Raw genomic sequence first — 22,649 nt, forward strand, 5'->3', positions numbered from 1 at the left:
CCTAGTCGACCTTAAAATCAAAAACTCCGGAATCAGAAGAATTCCCTTCGGTATCAACAGTGACAATACGCCAAAAATAAGTTGTCCTAGAGGTTACCGAAACCCTATGTTGAGTACTACTTCTTTGTGTATTTACCAAAGTTTGCGGTGGTGAGGTTGTAGAAAAATACACCTCAAAAGATGCGATATCATTGTCGATATCCGCACCGGACCAGTCTAGGGTAATCTCGTTGTTTATATCTTTCAATACCGTTTCCCCCGAACCTGGAAATAGTATTTGTGCGGGAAAAGGGGGGTATGTCGTTTGTGCGCCGGCATTATAAAACCGCCAAGTATCACTGGTTGTTGTCTCGGTAACCTGCGAATTTTCAGACGTTACGTTCCATGAATACAATCCGCCTTTTTCCAAGGTCAACCGTACCGAAGTTGCCGAAATGGTAACGGGCTCGGTGGTGTTCGTGTTCAAATTGGTTACCCTTACAACATACGTATCGGTATTGGGCGAGGCATTCCAGCGAAATTCTACCTGGCTCTGCGTATCGTTTATACTCTCACCTGTGGTACATTCGGAATTTTGTTCGGGGAAAACCAATGCTACTTTTCCCGGTGGACTCGGCGGGTCTTTTTTACACCCTATAAAAACGAGAACGAACACTAGTATATAAACTTGCTTCATCTCTTTAACACTTTAAAGGTTTTACTGGTTTGCAAGCCATCCAAACGAACCAAATACAGGCCTGATGGTAGATTGGCAAATTCCAACGTTATTTCGTTTTGGTGTACTTGGTAGCTTTTTGAGCTTATGCGTTTTCCATCCAAACCATAAAGATCAACATCCAAGTTTTGTATGCTAGGGCCTACATAAATTTTAGCCAGGTCTATAACCGGATTGGGATATAGCACAGGTTCTAAAAACCCAAAAACTTCTTCTTCATATATGCCCTGACATGGTAAATTGGTTGAAACTTTCAGTGTGTTCAATCCGTTTCTCAAATCGAGTTGAATTTCAGAGGCTTCCGTTTGCTGCAGAATGCCGTTCAATTCAATATTAAACAAAGCAGCTCCTTCCAAAACGAGGGTTACCCGTGCGCTATCTTCCGACAGTTTTGAGGAAACCCCCAAAGCATCAGGTTGCGTTATAACCACACGCGAACAAAAGGTTTCGTAATTGACATCTGCCAAGGTACCGTTTATGCATAGGTCATACTCGCCTGCATTTAAACGATCTAGCACTACCGATGTGGTAAAATCAAAACTATCGTCAATACCGTTCCCTGAAATATTTACCGTATAGTTTATTGATGTGTTAGTAGGGGTAATCAATATAGAGCCATCATTATTATCCCTACAGGTTTCACTATTGACTTCTATCTCAAAATTATCCTGGGCAAATCTATACACCGGACAACCATCTGTATTGACCTCTACACCAGCAGGTGTTCCCAAGCATAAGTCATCGCCATCGTCAAAAACCCCGTCATTATCGGCATCTATCCTAAAATCACCTTCCACACATACATCCAACGAAAAATCGACCAAAGCACCCCCGTCATTAGGTTGCGAATCAACAATTTCCAACAGCCATTCCCCTTGCAAAGATTCCCCGTTGAAAACGGAAAGTGCGCCCAAGGGACTTACCGTACCGTTGATAGCGGGATTTCCGCTACAAACAAAAGGTGGTGCCGCATCATCGAACGTGGCATTGATGTTATCCATATTTCCACATGAATTTGAAACCAAAATAGCACTATTACCAGAGGGTGACGTTAAGCGTATTATCAAATCCTCCACAAAAGTGTGCGTAATGTTCAGGTTCACATCAATATCAGTAATTTTCAAATCCTCTAAAAAAGTGATTCTGGAAACTACGGTCGGCGTTCCGATATTACTGATTTCTAATGGTAGGTTATTGGCGACCAAGGTATTACAGTTAACCTGTATGGTGGTAAAGCTAAAAATAGTGCTAAAAACACCTTCACCACAGATGTTCTTTGGTTTTACCCTCCAAAAATAAGTGGTCTCAGGCGTTAAATTTGTGGGTGTATATGAATTGGGAACTACTGTGGCGCTCTCTGTTATAGTGGTAAAACCAATATCTGTAGCTATTTCGACATCATAGGAATTTGTTAAAGGAGTGGCATCCCACTCCAAAGTCGCGCCTATGCTTATGTTGGTCCCTGTATCTTGGGGCGAGGTCAAGTTTACTGTCTCAAAAGTAGTGGTATACAGATTTAAGTCCAACACTACATTTTTGGCGACGCTCGCAGATGTAGCCGTTATAGTAACGGTATACTCCCCAGGGGTTACATTAGCGGTATTGTCAAAGGTAATATCAACAGGAGTATCATTGGTGGTGGCCGTGCTGGGACTAAAGGATACCCCAAGGTTTGGCGGAAGGCCTGTGGCTGAAAATGTAACTTCCTCATTAAACCCATTGAAAGTTTCGTAATTGAACGGCACAACCAAATTATCCGGTATACATACTTCATGGTTTAATTTGTTGAACTGAAGTACAACCTCGGTCTCCGTAATGGCAAAATCAGAGCCATTTACCGATAAGAATATATTATCGCTTGCTTTTACCATGACCCTGGCGTTTGTTGTCGCAATACCTGGCAGCAAAATTGAATGAGATCCATCGTTAGGTACGTCTTGGGCCAAAACTGTTGGAAAAGAAACGCCACCATCCGTAGAAAGAAATATATCTACGTTTGCAGCATTTACAGGTGCTACATTAGTGCCAGCAACATCCCATGTGATTTCCTGTACCGATCCCGCCACATAACTTTCACTACCGGATTGTGATGTTACCAAAAAAGGACCGGCATTGTTCGTTACGTCTACTTTTACAAGTTCAGAGGCTACTTGGCCCGCCACATCGCCATTATCCCGTACCGTAAGGGCAAAATTCATTTCCCTTGGTACATCCGATATAGTTTCCCATGCCGAACCGGTCGACGGTGTTGTTTGGGTCAATGTGCCTTGAACAATCCTTGATAAAAACGGAAAATATCGGTCAGGACTCGTGGTAGGTGGCCTTGACCTAAAATTGGCACCACTAGGGTTTGATGGCCCAAAAGTAGAGGTAACCACCACACCATTATCTATCTGTTCCCAAGTATATAAAAGCACGTCGGAAGCATCGGTATCCTCAGCATTCCCAGAAAGCACAAAAGCAGTGGACTTGGGGATTACAAAATTTCCTATGGTAGAAATCGTTGGCGGGCTGTTTGTTATGGGAATACGTTCTGGACATGTTTTGGTCTCCAAATTTTCCTGAATCTGTAAAATACTGTAATAATGGAAATAATCATCGCCGTTGGAAGCAACGTTGTTGCCCTGAACAATACCTGCATAACCCATAATTGTGGTACCGCTTGCAGGTTCTGCCTGTACCAAAGTACCTTCGGACTGAAAAGACCATGTATGATTGGCCCCCAATTGATGCCCCATTTCATGTGCTACGAAATCCAGGTCAAAAATATCCCCTTGTGGATTTCGGCTGGCCGCAAAGGCACTCCCTTTGCGATTATCAACGCATACCGCTCCTATGAAGCCGGCATCGCCACCATCTGGCGCCTCGTGGAACAAATGTCCTATATCGTAATTGGCTTCCCCTATTTCACTGGTCAGCGTATTCTGAACTTGGGTGTTTAAATTGCTGGTGTAAGGATCTGTTGCCGCATTGATATAAATAATTTGGTCATTATTGGGCACGAGTTCCAAAGTTACTGCCAAATCTCTTTCAAAAACCTGGTTGACACGGGTCATGGTAGCGTTTATCGCTGCCATGGCATCTGCAACACTACCGCCATGAAATTGGGTATACTCGCCCGTAGCGGAAACCGCCAAACGAAATTTTCGCAGTACCATACCATCGACCAATCTAGCAGTCAAGTTTCCGGCACTTTTCTCGATTTCGGTTCGTGTGCTACAAATAAAATCCTTCTCGGTGCCGATTTCACCTTTTCTCGTATAAACAACGTAAACGTCCTCTTTATCCGATGATTTTTGAATGAAGGCCGGCGGGGCTTCATTGGCATGCAGAAGCATGGCCTGTAAGCCCTTGTGCGAAAAACTAAATCGAATCTTTATCCCGGAACCATCGGTACTTTCTCCAGAATAGGATTTGATCATTGGAAATTTACGGGCAAGTTCGGGTGCCATTATCGATTTTTCCATAACATGGAACGCAATCATCTCACCTTTCTCGTTGGGAAAGTATAGTTGTACTGCGTTTCTCCCTACGCTTGAGGCATTTTGGAGTTTTTCGAAAAATATATCGCTCTTTAACTCAAAAGTTTTGGTTTCGGAAGCTTTAAGGCTTTGAAACATTTTGCCTTTGGGAATACTTTGAGAAGTTTGTTCTTGCCAATATTGTTCTTGTGCATTACTGCAAAACCACATAAAAAATATGGTAAATGAAAAAACAAGGCGTAATTTTACAATTATAAACGGGGTCTTCATAGCTCTTTCAAAAATACGTCTTTTTATTTTTTACTACGGTGATCACAGTACATAGTGTCTCAAAAATCGATAAAACAAAACCGACCGCCATAACCATCGGTACTTTTGACGGTGTGCATATTGGTCATAAAAAGATACTGGAACGTCTCATAAATGATGCCAAAAGCCTTAATTTAAGGTCTACCGTACTTACTTTTTTCCCGCATCCCAGAATGGTACTGCAAAAAGATACTGACATAAAACTGCTCAACACCATTGACGAAAAAGAACAGGTTCTCAAAAGTTTGGGGTTGGAACAATTGATTGTACACCCATTTACCAAAGATTTTTCCAGGTTGTCCGCAACGGAATTTGTTCGGGATATTTTGGTAAATAGTTTGGGTACAAAAAAAATAATCATTGGCTATGACCATCGTTTTGGTAGGAACAGAAACGCCAATATCACCGATTTAATTGCTTTTGGCGAAACATTTGATTTTGAGGTCGAAGAGATTCCGGCACAAGAGATAGACGACGTATCGGTAAGTTCTACCAAAATTCGAAAAGCCCTTTTGGAAGGGGATTTAAAAACGGCGAACACCTATTTGGGATATACCTACATGTTGACGGGCATCGTTAAAAAGGGGAAAGGCCTGGGCAGGCAAATCAATTTCCCCACGGCGAATATTTTTATAGCGGAAACCTACAAATTGGTTCCAAAAAACGGGGTATACGTTGTTAGCGGTACCATAAACGGCAAAACCGTTTATGGGATGATGAACATAGGGTATAACCCCACTGTGGCCGGTACCGAAAAAAGTATCGAAGTACATTTCTTTGATTTTGATATAAATCTTTATGAGACCAAGATTCAAGTGCGCATTTTGGACCGTATACGTGATGAACGTAAGTTTGACTCCGTTGAGCTATTGAAACAGCAGCTAGAAAAAGATCGAAAAACATCACTCGCTTTAATCCAAAAATAAAATGCTAAATCGGTTTCTTTTTACTAAAATCGATAATAGCCCTTTACTTATTTTCAGGATTTTCTTTGGATTGCTGATAGCGGCAGAATGTTACGGTGCCATTGTCACAGGTTGGGTCAAAAGAACGCTCATAGAGCCCAAGTTCACCTTTAACTTTATAGGTTTTGAATGGTTACAGCCCCTACCGGGCAATGGTATGTATTTTTACTTTTTCGCCATGGGCACTTTAGGGATTTTCGTTGCCCTTGGCTATAAATACAGGTTCAGCATCATAAGCTTTACACTTTTATGGACAGGAGCGTACCTGATGCAAAAAACGGCATACAACAACCATTATTATCTATTGGTTTTGATCTCGGGCATGATGGTATTTCTCCCCGCGAACAAAAATTACGCGTTGGATGCGAAGTTTAAACCTTCTATCAAAACCAATGGTATGTACAGCTATGTAAAATGGGTCATAGTGTTGCAACTGCTCATTGTGTACACCTATGCATCCGTAGCCAAATTATATGGGGATTGGTTGGATTTTAGTATGATAAAGGTATTGATGACCCCAAAAACGGATTACTACCTGATCGGCGGGCTTTTACAACAACCTTGTTTACACAAAGTTATCGCCGTGACCGGTATTCTATTCGATTTGCTCATTGTTCCCGCTCTGCTTTGGAAACCCACACGAAAGTTTGCTTTTGTCTGCTCTATCTTTTTTCATTTGTTCAACTCATTTGTGTTCCTAATCGGAATTTTTCCTTACCTGTCCCTGGCATTTACCGTGTTCTTTTTTGAGCCCGAGACCATACGCCGTATCTTCTTTAAAAAGAAAAAACCGTACACAACGAACAAAGTAATGGTACCCGCATACAAAAATCCTCTTTTGATCATTTTTGGGCTTTACTTTGTTTTACAATTGGCTTTACCGGTACGCCATTACTTTTTTACAGATGATGTGCTTTGGACCGAAGAAGGGCATAGGTTAAGCTGGCGCATGATGCTCAGGTCCCGCTATGGTAAAATTCAATTCAATATCGTCAACAAAACAGATGGCACATCACAAATAGTTAAACTTGACGATTATCTGACCAAAAAACAAAAACGAAAAATAGGGGCATACCCGGACTATATATGGCAATTTGCCCAACATTTAAAAAAAGAATATGCCCAAAAAGGGGAAGAAATATCAGTATATGCCCTAAACTCCGTTGTAAGCATAAACAACAAACCCTATCGGCCTTTTATAGATGGTAAAGTAGATCTGGCGGCCGAGGAATGGAATCATTTTGAACACCATGAGTGGATTTTACCCTCTAAAATTGACGAACCGTAGAACTTTGCCATAGATACATTTAAAAAGTTTAAAAAAGTTCATTGGCCGTAGCCGCAATTAGCCCTAAATTTGCGGTTTAAACCGTATTACAATGCTACAGTTACAGGCCATTCGAGCTAACCAAGAAGAGATTACAGAGGCTCTACAAAAGCGGAATATAGATGCCGCTCCCCTGTTGGAAAATGTGCTACGATTGGACGAAAAACGTCGTGCCACCCAAACCCAACTGGATAATACCTTGGCCGAATCCAACACGCTTTCTAAAGAAATCGGGGTGCTTTTCAAAAGCGGTAAAGCACAGGAGGCCAATGCGCTCAAAGAAAAGACAGGGCAGCTAAAGGAGGACTCCAAAAAACTTGGGGAAACATTGCAAGCGGTCGCCGAAGAACTGCAGGGCCTGCTATATCAAATCCCTAATGTGCCCCACCCATCAGTACCTATGGGAAATACCGATGAAGACAATGAGGAAATTTTCAAAGAAGGGGAAATCCCTGTATTGAATACCGATGCCCTGCCCCATTGGGAACTGGCAAAAAAGTACGATATCATCGATTTTGAATTGGGTGTTAAGGTAACCGGTGCAGGATTCCCTGTTTACAAAGGCAAAGGAGCTAAATTGCAACGTGCCCTAATTTCTTACTTTTTGGATAAAAATACCGATGCCGGATATACCGAGATACAAGTACCGCATTTGATTAACGAAACATCAGGATATGGTACGGGGCAGTTGCCCGATAAAGAAGGCCAAATGTATCATATTGGCACAGACGACCTCTATTTGATTCCCACAGCGGAAGTTCCGGTCACAAATTTGTTCAGGGACGAAATTTTGATGCAAAATGATTTCCCTAAATGTTTTACTGCCTATACCCCCTGCTTTAGAAGGGAAGCGGGCAGCTATGGCGCACACGTTCGTGGACTGAACCGTTTGCATCAATTCGATAAAGTAGAAATCGTTCGTGTAGAACATCCTTCTACATCTTATGAAGCCTTGGATGGGATGGTAGAACATGTCAAGAATATATTACGGGAATTAAAGCTTCCGTATCGCGTACTACGATTATGTGGTGGTGATTTGGGATTTACGGCCGCTTTGACCTATGATTTTGAAGTATTTTCCGCGGCACAGGATAGGTGGCTTGAAATCAGTTCGGTTTCAAATTTTGAAACCTATCAAGCCAACCGTCTAAAATTAAGATATAAGGACGAAAGCGGGAAAAGCCAGTTGGCGCACACCTTAAATGGTAGTGCTTTGGCATTGCCGAGGGTGCTAGCGGCAATCTTGGAAAATTGCCAAACCAAAAACGGTATTCAAATACCAGAGGTATTAGTACCGTATTGTGGGTTTAACGTAATTGATTAAATTACCGTGGCCCGTCCGGATTTTTCAGAAATAACCTCGGCCAAAGAATTTAACCAATGGTACTGGCTAAAGCAGGAACTTGTTGATATCTGCAAGCGTTCGGGTATTCCCAGCACGGGGCGTAAATTTGAACTTAGGGACAGGATTGCCTTTGCCTTGGAAAATCCTGGCAAGCCTCTTGAAGTCGTTCAAAAAAGAAAAACAGTATCCAAGTTCAATTGGTCAAAAGCTGAGCTCGGCCTTAAAACGATTATTACGGACAATGTTTCCTTTGGGCCTAATTTTCGAAACTTTATGAAATCGCGAATAGGCACTAAATTTTCATGCCATGGTGATTTTATGCATTGGGTAAGAAAAAATGAGGGGAAAACCTTGGAGGACGCCATTGCTATTTGGCACGAATTGGAAGACCGAAAAAAAAGCCCAGATTTTAAACGTACCATCGCAAAAAACAATATGTTGGCACAGTACGTTCGTGATTTTTTGGCAGATAACCCAAATGAAACATTAAAAAATGCACTTCACTTTTGGAACTTGAAAAAAAAGCTACCGACACCTACTGGATTTATTACCTATCAGAGAACAGATTTAGAGCTTTCATAAGGTATTTTTGTCTTTAGTATACTTAAATGCCAAAAAAAAGTCATATGTTTTGTGAGTGCCGTTATTTATTCTATTCTCAACAATTCAAATTTGGAATATACAAAATCTCCTTCTTCATTTGGATTTTTCCATAATTCGATAACCAAAACCATATCAGATAGGAAATATACATCTTTCGGCTTTATCTCGATACTTGAATCATCTACCCTAAACAGTGTAAAAGTAAAATCACTATTTTCATCTTGGTGCCACAAGCCTTCATCCATAAGAAATTCTTCGTTTATACCACATATATCCTCATTTTTAACTACACTGTCTTGATAAAACAAGCTGCCATTCTCAAAAAACTCATAAGTGTCTGACATTTCGCATTTTTCTTCGGTAGTCCTATTGAAATTCCCGTTCGCGTCAGCTAAAAATTTTCCAATAACTTGCCAATTACCTATAAGCTTGTCTTCATCAAGTAAAACGATTCCATCTTCAACACAGCCTACTTGTACAATCATTGTAAAAAATAGTAAACCAAAAAAATAGGCTTTCATCGTATTTGTTGACTTTATGTTTTTCATATTATTGAATTTTAATTTCTTTTTCATCTCCAAAACAATGTACAACAATTATAAATTTATCCTATTTTACGCAATGAATGTTTGGAGTATTCAAAACCGGTTTTTTCACTATTCTCCCAAAATTCCATCACCAAAAAATCTTCTTCTATAAAATACACATCTTTGGGCCTAATTTTCGAAACTTTATGAAATCGCGAATAGGCACTAAATTTTCATGCCATGGCGATTTTATGCATAGGGTAAGAAAAAATGAGGGGAAAACCTTGGAGGACGCCATTGCTATTTGGCACGAATTGGAAGACCGAAAAAAAAGGCACTTCACTTTTGGAACTTGAAAAAAAAGCTGCCGACACCTACTGGATTTATTACCTATCACAGAACTGATTTAAAGCTTTCATAAGGTATTTTTGTCTTTAGTATACTTAAAAGCCAAAAAAAGTCATATGTTTTGTGAATACCGTTATTTATTCTATTCTTGCCAATGTGAGTTGGGAATAAACAAAATCTCCTTCTTCATTTGGATTTTTCCATAATTCAATGACTAAAAACCTGTCAAATTCAAAATATACATCTTTGGGCTTTATCTCGATACTTGTACCGTCAACCTTGAATAGTGTAAATGTAAAATCACCATTGTCATCTTGGTGCCACAACCCTTTATCCGTAAGAAATTCATCATTTATACCACATGCAACTCCGTTTTCAAATACACTATCCTCGTAAATTAATTTTCCATCTTGTAAAAAAGTATAGGAATCCTTGAATTCACAATTATCTTCAGAAGTTCTTACTGCATTATCATCAGCATCCACCAAAAACTTAGAGCCCACTTTCCAATTTCCAAATAGCAAATTCTCGTCAAGTAGAAGTACCTCATCTTCAACACAGCCTACTTGTACAATCATTGTAAAAAATAGTAAACCAAAAAAATAGGCTTTCATCGTATTTGTTGACTTTATGTTTTTCATATTATTGAATTTTAATTTCTTTTTCATCTCCAAAACAATGTACAACAATTATAAATTTATCCTATTTTACGCAATGAATGTTTGGAGTATTCAAAACCGGTTTTTTCACTATTCTCCCAAAATTCCATCACCAAAAAATCTTCTTCTATAAAATACACATCTTTGGGCCTAATTTTCGAAACTGCTACCATCAATGGCACTATATATGGTAAACACAAACTTACCGTTGTTATTCTGTACCCATTCGACCTTTGAGAGCAAATCCGGATTTTCAATACAGCTAGCATTATCGGTTGTAATATAATCCCCGTAAAATAAAATATTATCCCTTAAAAAAGTATATGTATCACGGTACTCACAGAATTCTTCGGTAGTACTTGCACTATTACCGTTTGCATCGACAAAATATTTTGAAAAAGGTTCCCATCTACCCAGTAACTTGATTTCTTCGAGCAGAATCATCTCATCTTTGGCGCACCCCGCAATCAAAAGAAAAATACAAACCATTACGTTGAAAAGAACAAACTTGATTTGCTTTGACTTTATCATTACTTTGAATGCCTGTTCATACATTAATCATAATTATTTCTGAATTGATAATAGAACGCTTCTTTTTCATCAATTTGCTGTTCTACGGGAATACTAAAAATAGTATCAAATACATTAAAACCAGTATTGACAATATAATTAAAATCAGTATAGAATATAGAACTATAAATCTTAAACCATTTTTTATCGTCCTTAAGCTTTTGCACAGGCTTATCCAAATAGGAATTAAACCCAAAAGTACCTTGATATTGATATACGTGTATCATCTCATGGGTAAGGACTTCGGCAGTGGTAAGCTCTCTGTTGGGAACATATTTAAGGGTATTGGCAAAGGCCTGCCCTAAATAATCCGGATTGTCTTCGTTTGACCTAAAAACAAATTGACCCAAGGCCAAACTCCTATCTAAATCTAGAGAACCTCTGGCAAAACCCTCGGCTACGCTCACAAGTGCAAAAGGCATGACCCTATACTTAAACTTTTTTTCGGATTTGAAATCATACTCCATATAATTGAATCCAAAATTCAATTGCCACTTTTCCCAAAAGTTACGGTTTGAAGCTGCATTTACCACAATTGAATTGCCTGCCGAATTCAATATCTTTGAGGGCCACCCGTAGTTATAGTTACCTGTGGCAGCCAAGTTGCTGATTAGCCGCTTGCTCTCGAACACCAAATAACCGCCCAAGGCACCTTGATAAAAACCTTTGCCAAAAACCTTTAGCGTTTTCTCGTCCCGTTTTTTATTAATGACCGCGCCAACACCGCCTATAAAACCACCAGACGCAATATTGAATACTGCAGCTTGCGTATCATTATTTTGCGAACGCACATCAGGTACCGTTAGCAAGAACATTAATAAAAAAAAGATGTATTTCATGTTTAAAGTAAGGGTTTATAGTTATAAACCCTTACCAATTTATTTAAAAAAATTATTCCAAAGTGTTTAAATCACGAATCAATATTAATGGCAACACCACTCTAGCCTCTGCAAAAAATTTATAATTTTCTTCGTCTATTTCCTCAATTTCAACATTGCCCCTCAACAGTGTTAATGTAACGATACCTGTATTAGGAATACCTTCCCAAATGGCATTGTCAAGAACAGCCCTACCATTATCCTCTTTGATAAAATCTGTATTAAGGATGTTTATTTTTTTTTCATTTTCGGGGATTGCACTTAAACCGTGATATTCTACAGTTACTACAAGACCCTCCATATTTTGTGGATCTGCGTTCCACTCGATGACAAAATCTTCAAAATAACAAAAAGGTAAAAGATCACTCTCATTCTTGATCAAAGGTTTTAAAATCTCTAATTGTTTGGGCACGTACATCTCAATTTCTTTGCTCGTACTACCATCCTTAAAAGTGGTACCCAATTTACTATTGAAGTTAACAACAACAGTTTTACCAAAATAGGACTCTGAATCTGATATATCCAATTTTTGCGAACCCGAGACACCAGAGAATTTAACGTCATTAATTGAATAGGCAATTTCACTTGCTTTGGCGGTTAGCTGATCACTTTTATACGTACTTTTCTCTACAAATGGCCCGGAATTTAAGATACTGATACCAATAGTGTTATCCGTTGTTTCAAAAAAATCATAATATTTATTTGGCGTGTAGTCCAAAAGCGAGTACGATGATTCAAACGTTTCTTCTTGTTTCTGCGGAAGTGCCCCTTCTTCTAAAGGCTCTTCATATTTTTCATCTGAACAAGACAAGGTTGTTAAAAATAAAACTGCAGAAGATATTATCATTCTAACGTAAATTGTTTTTTTCATTTTAAACTATTTTCTAATTAATTGTATCGTCACCAACAAATATTGGTCGGTTACCAATAGGGATTATTCCGGTAGAAGGGTCATATACTACGGCAGTTCCAATGATATTACCATTTATACCATTAAATTCAGGATCATTACCAGTTCCAATCCACATAACAAATTCTTTTTTAAAAGCATCGTTTTTTACCTTATAATCATCCGAACGTATCTCCATACTAGCTGAACCAAAAAATCTAATGCCTGCAGGTAGTTTTAAATTTATCTGAAAAGGTTTTATTCGGCTACTACCTGCCTTAAAAACCTCACTGTTTTGTCCTGTGCAGGTTTGGCCACTTGACATCAACGTGACTTTAATTTCAGCCTTGTTTGCACTTACGGTGTTGCCTTTTTGCATGGCACTGGTCAAATCTGGAATTATACCACTAGGATAATAAAAGCTTTTGAACTCACTTTGTAAATTTGATGGTAATTTTAGGTTAACATTGTCAATGGTTATGTCTTCTCTATCTGTCCACGAACACGGACCAATTCTTGGGCCATTGGGCAGGCCATTATCACAAGAAGAAATCAAAAACAAAAATCCCAAAAAAATGATTATTATTAAGTTTCTTTTCATTTTACTAAATTAATTTTATGACTATTTAATGTTTTCAAGTCTACGAGGAGCATTATCTTTGTAGTGCATCCCTCTGGCTCGGTATATGGTCTAACTCATAGGCATTTCGTTTTTGGTTATTTTTTTCGCAAATCTTAAGCAAAACACTCCACAGTCAGAGGTTTTGTAATATTTTTCTTAAAATTAAGAAAAAAAAAGGGGATTCATTAGTGTATTTTCCTATTAAAAAAATTCTTATGAGCTATGTATTATGATTTTTTAAAATCCCTTCTTTAACATTCACTTTCTGCAATCTATATATCTTTGAAGATGAGGTTTATCATACTCTTTACTTTGTATTTCGTATTTATAACACCAGCTGCTGCCCAAGATGATTTTTTGGCCAAGCAATACTTTACTGATGGCGAATACGAGAAAGCAGTGGTTTTTTATGAAAAACTTGTACAAAAAAGTCCCAGAAGAACCGATTATGCCGAAAGCTTGGTTGCGTGCTACCAACAATTGGAACGTTATACGGACGCAGAACGATTTTTATTGGAAAAAATAAGTCGACCCAACGCATACCCCACACTTTACATAGAGTTGGGCTACAACTATACTCTGCGGAACCAGCCCGAAAAAGCAACACAATTTTACGATGAGGCCATTAAAAAGATAGATGAAAACCCAAATTTTGGGTACGGCATAGGTTTTCGGTTTCAGAAGTACGCCATTTTGGATTATGCCACAAAAGCCTATTTAAGGGCAATGCAGCTGAATCCGCAATTAGATTACAACTTTCAATTGGCACGTATTTATGGGGAACAGGGCGATATTGAAAAAATGTACCAATCCTATCTCAACCTGATAAGCGAGGGTAAGGCATCAAAAGCCAACGTGTTGCGCAATATTGATGATTTTATAAGCTCCGATGCTGAAAACGAAAACAACATAAAGCTCAAAAGGATTCTATTACAAAATGCACAGCAAAACCCCGACATATTGTGGAACCAATTATTAAGCTGGCTATTTGTTCAACAACAACAGTACAAAAGTGCCTTTAATCAAGAAAAAGCAATTTACAAACGTTCCGAGAGCAGTTCGGCAAACCGGTTGGAAGATTTGGGAAAATTGGTTTTGGAAGCAAATGAGATCGAGGTTGCCACTGATGTTTTTCAATTCATCTATGAGAACAGTACCAACGAAATCACAAAACTTAATGCAAAACTGGAACTTATAGATATTGACCTGCTACAGGTAACCGACAAAAAATTGACTACCGTACAGGAAACGTTCAATGGCCTTTTAGATACTTATGGGTACAAAAGCCAAACGCTGCAACTCCAAATCGCTTATGCCAACTTTTTGACCTTTAAGAAAAACGACCCCGGCGAGGCCATTGCCGTTTTGAAAAAAAGCTTAAAACTACCGTTGAACGAATATAGTACAGCCTATGTAAAATCTGCTTTGGGCGACATTTTGGTCTTTGATAAAAAATTTAACGAAGCCCTAATCTATTTTACACAAATACAAAAAAAGCTAAAGAACGATGTATTGGGGCAAAACGCACGTTACAAAGTAGCGCAGACCAGTTTTTACAAAGGCGATTTTGACTGGGCCCTTACACAATTAAAAGTATTGAGGGGCTCTACATCTCAATTGATTGCCAACGATGCCATGCAATTGAGCCTTTTGATATCGGATAACTCATTGGAAGATTCTACCCAAACAGCGCTCAAAAAATATGCACGCGCCGATTTATTGGCCTATCAAAACAAGACCCAGGAAGCCATAACAATTTTAGACGATATCCTTAAAAACCATAAAGGCGAAAAAATTGAGGACGAGGCTCTCTTAAAACAGGGTGCGCTTTTAGAAAGTACTGGTGCATTTGAAAAAGCGGAATTCAATTATATAAAGATCATCGAATTTTACCCCAATGATATTCTTGCGGACGATGCCCATTTTGCATTGGCAGAATTGTACCGAGACCCCTTAAACCAACCTGAAAAAGCAAAAGAGAACTACGAAAAAATAATTTACAATTATCAAGACAGTTACTATTTTCCACAGGCACGTAAAAATTTCAGGATGCTTAGGGGGGACGCCATAAATTGAAAGCACACATTCAAACAACAAGCCCAAACCCAAAATGATTTGGTTTTGATGCTCGAACACCAATATTTTTGCCTTTGCGGGAGTAAAAAAGAAAAATATAGTAATGTACATATACAACGTAACAACGAATATTGAAGAGTCAGTTCATGATGCATGGCTCAAATGGATGAAAGAAATACATATACCGGATGTTTTGGCCACTGGTAAATTCTTAAATGCGAAAATGACCAAGGTTTTGGTCGAAGAAGAAATGGGTGGCACTACTTATTCGGTTCAATTTACGACTGTGGACAAGGAAACTTTAGAGCGCTATTATAAAGAAGATGCCAACCGTCTGCGTACCGACGCCCAAAAACGCTTTCCCAACAAATTCATCTCTTTTAGAACAGAACTTCAAGTCATTAGCGAACACTAAAAGAACCGTTGCACTATCTTAAATTCCTAAACCGCACGTTAATGGCAAAGAAGAGCTATCAAAATAAAAAGAACAAAAAGTTCAAGAACAACTTTAAGGATGAGGGGCCGGTAAAAGCGAAAAAGCATTTGGGGCAGCATTTTTTGAAAGATGAGGAAATAGCCAAAAAAATAGCGAATACTCTTTCCTTGGAGGGGTATCGTAACGTATTGGAGATTGGTCCGGGAACGGGTGTGCTCACCAAATATCTGTTACTTCATGATATCAACTTGGTCGCGATGGATCTGGATGCTGATTCCATCATATACCTAAATCACAGTTTCCCTTTGGAACACCCAAAACTTGTTACTAACGAAGAAAAATTTAAGGTAATCGAAGCCGATTTCCTAAAACATGATATGCATCAACTCTTTGGTAATGAACCGTTTGCCATTACCGGTAATTTTCCATACAACATATCAACACAAATTGTTTTTAGACTATTGGAAATGAGGGAACAAATTCCCGAATTTTCAGGTATGTTCCAAAAGGAAGTAGCCCAACGCATCTGCGAAAAAAAGGGCAGTAAAACATATGGCATACTGTCCGTACTGGTACAGGCTTTCTACAATGCCGAATACCTCTTTACCGTACATCCCCAAGTGTTTGACCCACCTCCTAAAGTGCAATCCGGGGTGTTACGGTTAACACGCAGGGAAAATTTCTCCCTTGATTGCGACGAAAAGTTGTTTTATAGAGTGGTAAAAGCGGCATTCAATCAACGAAGAAAGACCATTCGTAACAGTTTAAAAACCTTTGTGCTATCCGATATTCTCATAGAAGATGCTATATTTGACCTTCGTCCAGAGCAATTGTCCGTGGCGGACTTTATTGCCCTGACCAAGAAGATAGCGCATGACACCATTCAAACTTAGCGACGAACTATTAGCTGAGATAGAACAGCTTATCGAAAACCAAAAGGATACCCAATTGTCCTCCCTTTTGGAAGAGGTGCACTATGCGGATGTAGCAGAAATCATCAATGAACTCAATGAGGATGAAGCCACCTATATCATCAAGCTCTTGGAAAGCGACAAGACCTCGGATATTCTTACCGAATTGGACGAAGATATACGAGAGGCTATCTTGGGCAACCTTTCGACCAAAGAGATTGCCGGGGAGCTCGAAGAATTGGATACCGATGATGCCGCCGATATTGTAGCGGAACTCCCTAAAGAAATCGTTCAAGAAGTAATCTCAGAAATAGAGGACAAAGAACACGCCAAGGATATTGTAGACCTGCTACGTTACGATGAGAATTCTGCCGGGGGACTCATGGCCAAAGAGCTGGTGAAAGTACGTGAGAACTGGAACGTACTTACCTGTGTGAAAGAAATGCGGGCACAGGCCGAAAACGTAACACGGGTACACTCCATTTATGTTGTGGATGAAGACGATAAGTTAATGGGGCGACTTTCTCTAAAAGATTTATTAACGACCTCTACCAAAACACATATCAAAGAGGTTTACATACCCAAGGTAGATGCCGTAAACGTGAACGAAAAACCGGAGGAAGTTGCCAAAATAATGTCCAAATACGATTTGGAGGCCATTCCGGTAGTAGACGAAATCGGACGGCTGGTCGGCAGGATTACCATTGATGATATCGTTGACGTTATTCGAGAGGAAGCCGACAAGGATTATCAAATGGCGGCCGGTATTTCCCAAGATGTAGAGGCAGATGACAGCATTTGGGACTTGACCCGTGCCCGATTGCCTTGGCTTATTTTAGGTTTGATCGGTGGGCTCGGAGCAGCTGCGATCATGGGCGGCTTTGAGGAAATGATCGCACAACACGCCATTCTTTTCTTTTTTACCCCACTTATTGCCGCCATGGCAGGGAACGTTGGCGTACAGTCCAGCGCCATCATCGTACAGGGTTTGGCCAATGACGATCTAAAGGGCAGTATCAGTAACCGTCTCATCAAAGAAATGCTGCTGGCCGCCTTAAACGGTATTATTTTGGCAGTGATACTGCTCATGTTCACGTGGTGGTACAAAGATGATTTTTATGTTGCATTGGCCATTGCACTCTCCTTGATCGTAGTTATTGTAGTAGCAGGTATCATAGGTACCTTTATACCCTTGTTTCTTCACAAACGTGGTATAGATCCGGCCATTGCCACGGGCCCTTTTATTACAACTAGCAACGATATTTTCGGGATTCTTATCTATTTCTGGATCGCCAAATTGGTTTTGGGGATATAATAGCCCATAGTATTTCTAAAATTCAATTATCTTTAAAGAGCGTTCCCCAAATGCATGAACTTTTATACAATACCTCCAATGGATACAGAAAAACTTACCGTTCCCATTTTTATTGACGATATAAAAAAATTTACTGATTTTAGGATGACACGTTGCACCTACTTTTCGGTAGAGTCTGACAACCCAATACCTGACTGGGGCCTAAATATAGATGATGAAAACATACCGTTGGTTCTGTTGGGTTTCGAGGGTATTGTTACCAAACCCTTGGGCGAAAAAGCTTTGTTTGGATCGGACAAGGACATCCAAGCCTTTTTTGAACTTATAGAACGTGATGATAACTTTTATATCGACGTCAACGATATTTGGTTTCCCAACTTTCTATTCGGCTATGAGGTGCCCAAGACCAGCGTTGTATTTAGAGTTTCCACGAAGCTTTTTAACCTCGGCTATAGGTTTAGAAACGATAAAATACCTTCGCAAAAATTTATCGCCGCTTGCGGAAACCATTTACCCGAAATCTATTTTTCGCCATTGGAAAATAATGCTTTTGCCCAATGGGAACAGTTGGTCATAGCCGAAGCCAAGGAAATATATCCTAAAAACGAAGCGTTGGCCCTACCTTATTCCGATGACGAGAACCTAAATGCCTAAACCATGAGCACTTTAAAAATAACAGTGATAGATGTTGGCTGGGGAGATTCTATTTTTTTGGAGTTTGTTAATGATCAAGACGACTCGGTATATGGTTTGATAGATTCCAACGACACTGTACAATATCAATCTTCGTTTATTTATTTAAAACGCTTTTTTGAACGTAAAAACATAAAGCTACCGGAAGACAAACCATTGTTTGAATTTATAATGCTTTCCCATGCCCATGCCGATCATGCGCAGGGTCTCAAAAAAATAATGAGGGAATTCGGCACTAAAAATTTCTACTATCCAAAATCATTGGAATGGAAGTCTTTTGCACAACTTATCGGTTATGCCAACCGATCTAAAAATGTAATACACCATCAAGCCATAGACAATACCAAGCAAATGAATAATTTTGGAGATATACCTATAAATATCCTTTGGCCCAATTTTGATACCATCAGCACAAGTAATGAAAACAATAATTCAATTGTGCTCGTGTTAAAACACGGTTCAAATAGCTTTCTTTTGACGGGGGATGCCGAAGGTGAAGTTTGGGAACAGATAGGCCACCAAATCCCAAGCGATACCAAATATTTTAAAGTGCCGCACCACGGTTCGGCCCATGGGACTTTACATAATGGTGGCACACCATGGTTAGATCATTGTCCCAATGATGCTTTTTTACCCATAAGTGCGCATGTAAGGCCTTATGGGCACCCCAACCAAGAAGTGATAACCATATTTGAACACCGAAATTTACCCTATTTTAGGACCGATGACCATCACCATCTTCAAGTGATATCGGACGAAAATAACGTCAAAATGAAATATTCACATATATAGGCATGATACTGGAAAACATAAAAGGAAAACTAGCACAAAGATTAATTGAGCCCTTGGAAGGAACCATGTTGGGCAACCCAACCGTTATAGGGTACGAGAAAAAATTCAAATGGAGTTGGATGGCCACACAAATGAACACTTTCATAGTGGCTACCGATATGCAAGGAAAGCCCGTAACCCCCATTGAACTACAGGAACATTTAAACCAATCTTACGCTTACGCCAAAAAGAACTATACGGGATGGCCCAAAGGGTTACAATCCGGTATCTCGGTAATCTCGATTTTAATTTCGGACAAAGTAGACCCGGAGGCAGCTAGCTATTGTACCCAATTGAAATCGGGCAAAAAATGGGCGGCCATGACGATTCCCATAGTGATAGATTCTTCGACCAAAGAAGTGCATCTTTTTGAAAAAAACCCTATGTGGGGAAGAATTTATTATCCTTATTTTAAGAAACTGATAAAAGAATTGACATGAAGGCCATTAACCTAAAAGATAAACATGCGGCTTTTACAAAACAGTGGCATCCGCACCAAATCGCTACCGTTGATGATATGCAGGTAATTTTGGCAAAGATCAAAGGTGACTTTGTTTGGCATGCACATGAAAACGAAGATGAACTGTTTCAAGTGCTTAAAGGCACGTTATATATGCAGTTCAGGGACCGGACCGAAGTTGTAAAAGAAGGCGAGATCATCGTAGTGCCCAAAGGGATCGAACATTGTCCTAGTACCAAAGACGGCGAAGAAGTACATTTGCTTCTTTTTGAAAAACTAGGCACGGCGCATACCGGGGAGGTTGAGCACGAAATGACCCAAACCGAATACCCTAAAATATAAGGCCCCAAAAATTGAACAAAACTTTTTTAGGGCCTCAAACACTGGTTTTTTTATATCATTGAAATTTAATCACCCGTAAAGCACCCTCACCAGAATTTTCTGAAATGTATATCCTTTTACGAATAGGGTCGGCGGCAATACCATTGGGTCCGTTGAACGATGCGCCTTCCAAGGAGCCATCCACAGTTTCCTGAGTACCGTTCCCGGCAAACACCGTTACCTCCCCAGACATGGAAACCTTGTAAATAACATGTTCGCTAATCGCTGTGGCAAAAACGGAACCTGCAAAATAGGTGATATAGCCTATTACAAAACCTTCAACTACGGTAGGGATTGTGGCCAGTACCTTAATTTCCAAGTTCGGGTTTATCAGAAAAATATCCCCTGTCGCAAAATTACCCACGATGAGATTGCCATGTTTGTCAAAATCGATACCAACACCACCTCTTAACCTTTCATCCTGTACTAAAATACTAACATCGCCGTTAGGTGCTACTTTATGTATGGCGGGAAAATCAAAATTGGATACATAGGCATTGTTATTCCGGTCCAAAACTATACCTGCAGGAAAACCTGGAAGCGTAGCCAAGACCTCACGGCTACCATCGGGGGCAACTTTAAGTACGTCCGCTTGTGTTGTACCCTGTTCCCGTGACAAAAACCGAATATTGTTGACTACATAAATATTACCTTGACGATCCGTTGTATTCCCAAGAGGCGCTACCAGACTATCAACAGCTACCGAAGTCTGCCCCGTAAAAGGGTTGGTTTTCAAAACTGTGGTGCCCGTAAAAGCGGAAAAATTGCTCGCATAAATGTTCCCACTACGATCAACTGAAAGACCATCAGTGGCCTCAAAATTATTCACTAATGTTTCTACCTTGGCTTTTTTTAGGATAGGGCCACCGCCATGGGGAAGTTTGTCGCATGAAATCATGATGAGCAGTGAAATGACCAATAAACTGAAGTTTATACTTTTAATCGGACTGTGAAATTTGATTGTTTTCATAAGGGTTGTTTTTTAAGTTTCCCAAGAATACGCAATCAATCACGTACCAATCGACCGTTTGTATGCAATCAAACCGATTGTTCGCTCAATCTTTTAATATAATTACTGGGTGTTTCTTTCCATACAGATTTGAAAGCCTTGTTGAAAGTAGATTTTGAATTAAAACCAACTTCCATAGAGAGAGACAGTAGCGTATGCCTTTTATGCTCTTCGTTTTTAATCTTTTCGGTAAACGCATCTACCCGAAACCTGTTCACATAATCATAAAAAGTAGTACCGTATACATTGTTCAGCAACCATGAAAGGTTATTGGTAGATGTATCGAGTTTATCGGCGAGATGTACTAACGTGAGTGCATTGTGCAGATACACTTTATCAATTTTCATCAAGGTTTCCAATTTACGTTTCAACTGTGTTATTTCATCTTTCTGAAGTCTATTCTTCATTGCCGTACCCGCTTTTTCTTCTGGCAAACGGATTCTGAAGATTTCCGGTTGTCTTAAGGCGTAATAGCCGATACAGTATATAAGAATGGGGATCCCCACCCAAATCATATTATAGTTTAGATAAGTAATGGTATATCCAAAAAAATAAACACCCGCAAAAATGAATACCCATAACAACAGGATTATAGCGATTAGACAGACTATCACTTTTATGAAAGACAAGGATACCTGATGAAAAGACAATTGATGTTTTTGATTGCGCTCAAAATCGATGATCAGTTTTATGCATAAAAACCAATAATACAAGTTTGAGCATAGGGCCATTGCCTCAGCTATGAAAAACACTGTATTAAAATATCCCGAAGTGTACAGACCCTTAAACTCGGTTTCGGAATAATGGCATAAATACAAAAGATAAAAAAGATACAGAATAGCAGGTACAAAGTGTACAATCCCCAATTTAAAACTTTGTGCATTATGTAGCAATAGCCGTTTAACGTATAGGTAGCCCAAGGGTCCAAAAATAAAAATCAGTGATTCTCCCAAAATAAAGCATTGGAACACCCATACTTCTTGTGCTTTGTACATACCCAATTTAGAGACGAGCAGCACACTGGCCATTCCCAATTGTATGGCCATAACGGTATTGGCCTTCGTGTTTTTTTGGTGTACTATGGGCAGTGTAACAGCCAAAAAAACACCTTGTGCTATTCCTAAAAGCAAGAGAATATCAGTAAGAGTAAAGGTGGCCATATCCCAAAATAATATTGGTAAATTTAACTTTTTAATGCGTATGGTTTCGACCGTTGGTATACAGCAGTACCCAAAAATCGCATTGGTGTGGTTATATTGAATTAATTGTATATTTTAAAGAAGTTGTACCTTATACCG

At 39.4% G+C, this 22,649-nt stretch carries 23 protein-coding genes; 13 read left to right on the forward strand and 10 right to left on the reverse strand.

What is annotated here, in order from left to right:
• Window position 1: 1 nt before the first annotated feature.
• Both HYG79_RS05550 and HYG79_RS05555 read right to left on the reverse strand, forming a co-directional pair.
• Window positions 2–676 (reverse strand): hypothetical protein, encoded by a 675-nt coding sequence (locus HYG79_RS05550; RefSeq protein ID WP_179241128.1) that lies wholly within the window; start codon window positions 674–676, stop codon window positions 2–4.
• Window positions 673–4,467, reverse strand: a complete 3,795-nt coding sequence (locus HYG79_RS05555) for a reprolysin-like metallopeptidase (RefSeq protein ID WP_228027939.1) — start codon at window positions 4,465–4,467, stop codon at window positions 673–675. Before HYG79_RS05555 ends, HYG79_RS05550 begins: the two co-directional genes overlap by 4 nt.
• 38 nt (window positions 4,468–4,505) lie before the next feature.
• Between HYG79_RS05555 and HYG79_RS05560 the strand changes: the two genes are divergently transcribed.
• From HYG79_RS05560 to HYG79_RS05575, 4 genes are all read left to right on the forward strand, one after another.
• On the forward strand, window positions 4,506–5,432 hold the full coding sequence (locus HYG79_RS05560; RefSeq protein WP_179241129.1) for a bifunctional riboflavin kinase/FAD synthetase: 927 nt from the start codon (window positions 4,506–4,508) through the stop codon (window positions 5,430–5,432).
• 1 nt (window position 5,433) lies between these two features.
• Entirely contained in the window at window positions 5,434–6,759 is a 1,326-nt protein-coding gene (locus tag HYG79_RS05565; protein WP_179241130.1) for an HTTM domain-containing protein, read from the forward strand.
• 91 nt (window positions 6,760–6,850) lie between these two features.
• On the forward strand, window positions 6,851–8,122 hold the full coding sequence (serS, locus tag HYG79_RS05570; RefSeq protein ID WP_179241131.1) for a serine--tRNA ligase: 1,272 nt from the start codon (window positions 6,851–6,853) through the stop codon (window positions 8,120–8,122).
• 6 nt (window positions 8,123–8,128) lie between these two features.
• Entirely contained in the window at window positions 8,129–8,725 is a 597-nt protein-coding gene (locus HYG79_RS05575; protein ID WP_179241132.1) for a DUF6434 domain-containing protein, read from the forward strand.
• 65 nt (window positions 8,726–8,790) lie between these two features.
• On the opposite strand, the gene HYG79_RS05580 is transcribed toward HYG79_RS05575, so the two are convergent.
• Window positions 8,791–9,294, reverse strand: coding sequence for a hypothetical protein (locus HYG79_RS05580; RefSeq protein ID WP_179241133.1), 504 nt, complete (start codon window positions 9,292–9,294; stop codon window positions 8,791–8,793).
• A 77-nt stretch (window positions 9,295–9,371) separates the two neighbouring features.
• Here HYG79_RS05580 and HYG79_RS18055 point away from each other — a divergent pair, with 77 nt between their 5' ends.
• Window positions 9,372–9,629, forward strand: coding sequence for a DUF6434 domain-containing protein (locus HYG79_RS18055; protein ID WP_228027940.1), 258 nt, complete (start codon window positions 9,372–9,374; stop codon window positions 9,627–9,629).
• A gap of 129 nt (window positions 9,630–9,758) precedes the next feature.
• Here the strand turns inward: HYG79_RS18055 and HYG79_RS05590 are convergent, their stop codons facing one another.
• The 5 genes from HYG79_RS05590 to HYG79_RS05610 all read right to left on the reverse strand — a co-directional run bounded on the left by HYG79_RS05590 (window position 9,759) and on the right by HYG79_RS05610 (window position 13,218).
• Window positions 9,759–10,262 (reverse strand): hypothetical protein, encoded by a 504-nt coding sequence (locus HYG79_RS05590; protein WP_179241135.1) that lies wholly within the window; start codon window positions 10,260–10,262, stop codon window positions 9,759–9,761.
• Between the two features lie 168 nt (window positions 10,263–10,430).
• On the reverse strand, window positions 10,431–10,811 hold the full coding sequence (locus HYG79_RS05595) for a hypothetical protein (RefSeq protein ID WP_179241136.1): 381 nt from the start codon (window positions 10,809–10,811) through the stop codon (window positions 10,431–10,433).
• A 23-nt stretch (window positions 10,812–10,834) separates the two neighbouring features.
• Complete coding sequence (locus HYG79_RS05600) at window positions 10,835–11,689, reverse strand: hypothetical protein (RefSeq protein ID WP_179241137.1); 855 nt, start codon at window positions 11,687–11,689, stop codon at window positions 10,835–10,837.
• 52 nt (window positions 11,690–11,741) lie between these two features.
• Window positions 11,742–12,599 carry a hypothetical protein gene (locus HYG79_RS05605; RefSeq protein WP_179241138.1) on the reverse strand — a complete coding sequence of 286 codons (858 nt, stop codon included), beginning with the start codon at window positions 12,597–12,599 and terminating at the stop codon, window positions 11,742–11,744.
• 13 nt (window positions 12,600–12,612) lie between these two features.
• Complete coding sequence (locus tag HYG79_RS05610; protein WP_179241139.1) at window positions 12,613–13,218, reverse strand: hypothetical protein; 606 nt, start codon at window positions 13,216–13,218, stop codon at window positions 12,613–12,615.
• Window positions 13,219–13,527: 309 nt separating this feature from the next.
• On the opposite strand from HYG79_RS05610, the gene HYG79_RS05615 reads away from it, so the two are divergent.
• The 8 genes from HYG79_RS05615 (at window position 13,528) to HYG79_RS05650 (ending at window position 20,303) form a co-directional block, all read left to right on the forward strand.
• Window positions 13,528–15,315: a tetratricopeptide repeat protein gene (locus HYG79_RS05615; protein WP_179241140.1), complete on the forward strand. Its 1,788-nt coding sequence runs from the start codon at window positions 13,528–13,530 to the stop codon at window positions 15,313–15,315.
• A 103-nt stretch (window positions 15,316–15,418) separates the two neighbouring features.
• A complete protein-coding gene (locus HYG79_RS05620; protein WP_179241141.1) occupies window positions 15,419–15,730 on the forward strand; it encodes a DUF4286 family protein in 312 nt (103 codons plus the stop codon).
• A gap of 41 nt (window positions 15,731–15,771) precedes the next feature.
• Window positions 15,772–16,644 (forward strand): 16S rRNA (adenine(1518)-N(6)/adenine(1519)-N(6))-dimethyltransferase RsmA, encoded by an 873-nt coding sequence (rsmA, locus tag HYG79_RS05625; RefSeq protein ID WP_179241142.1) that lies wholly within the window; start codon window positions 15,772–15,774, stop codon window positions 16,642–16,644.
• Complete coding sequence (gene mgtE / locus HYG79_RS05630; protein WP_179241143.1) at window positions 16,625–17,977, forward strand: magnesium transporter; 1,353 nt, start codon at window positions 16,625–16,627, stop codon at window positions 17,975–17,977. The genes rsmA and mgtE overlap by 20 nt, the downstream gene beginning before the upstream one ends.
• Window positions 17,978–18,055: 78 nt before the next feature.
• Window positions 18,056–18,631, forward strand: a complete 576-nt coding sequence (locus HYG79_RS05635; protein WP_179241144.1) for a hypothetical protein — start codon at window positions 18,056–18,058, stop codon at window positions 18,629–18,631.
• A 3-nt stretch (window positions 18,632–18,634) separates the two neighbouring features.
• On the forward strand, window positions 18,635–19,462 hold the full coding sequence (locus HYG79_RS05640; protein WP_179241145.1) for a ComEC/Rec2 family competence protein: 828 nt from the start codon (window positions 18,635–18,637) through the stop codon (window positions 19,460–19,462).
• A 2-nt stretch (window positions 19,463–19,464) separates the two neighbouring features.
• A complete protein-coding gene (locus HYG79_RS05645; RefSeq protein ID WP_179241146.1) occupies window positions 19,465–19,941 on the forward strand; it encodes a hypothetical protein in 477 nt (158 codons plus the stop codon).
• Entirely contained in the window at window positions 19,938–20,303 is a 366-nt protein-coding gene (locus tag HYG79_RS05650) for a cupin domain-containing protein (RefSeq protein WP_179241147.1), read from the forward strand. The genes HYG79_RS05645 and HYG79_RS05650 overlap by 4 nt, the downstream gene beginning before the upstream one ends.
• A 55-nt stretch (window positions 20,304–20,358) precedes the next feature.
• Here the strand turns inward: HYG79_RS05650 and HYG79_RS05655 are convergent, their stop codons facing one another.
• A complete protein-coding gene (locus HYG79_RS05655) occupies window positions 20,359–21,312 on the reverse strand; it encodes an NHL repeat-containing protein (RefSeq protein ID WP_179241148.1) in 954 nt (317 codons plus the stop codon).
• Window positions 21,313–21,380: 68 nt separating this feature from the next.
• Complete coding sequence (locus HYG79_RS05660; protein WP_179241149.1) at window positions 21,381–22,511, reverse strand: helix-turn-helix domain-containing protein; 1,131 nt, start codon at window positions 22,509–22,511, stop codon at window positions 21,381–21,383.
• Window positions 22,512–22,649: the final 138 nt, after the last annotated feature.

It is taken from the genome of Costertonia aggregata (genome assembly GCF_013402795.1).
GTDB classification, from domain to species: domain Bacteria; phylum Bacteroidota; class Bacteroidia; order Flavobacteriales; family Flavobacteriaceae; genus Costertonia; species Costertonia aggregata.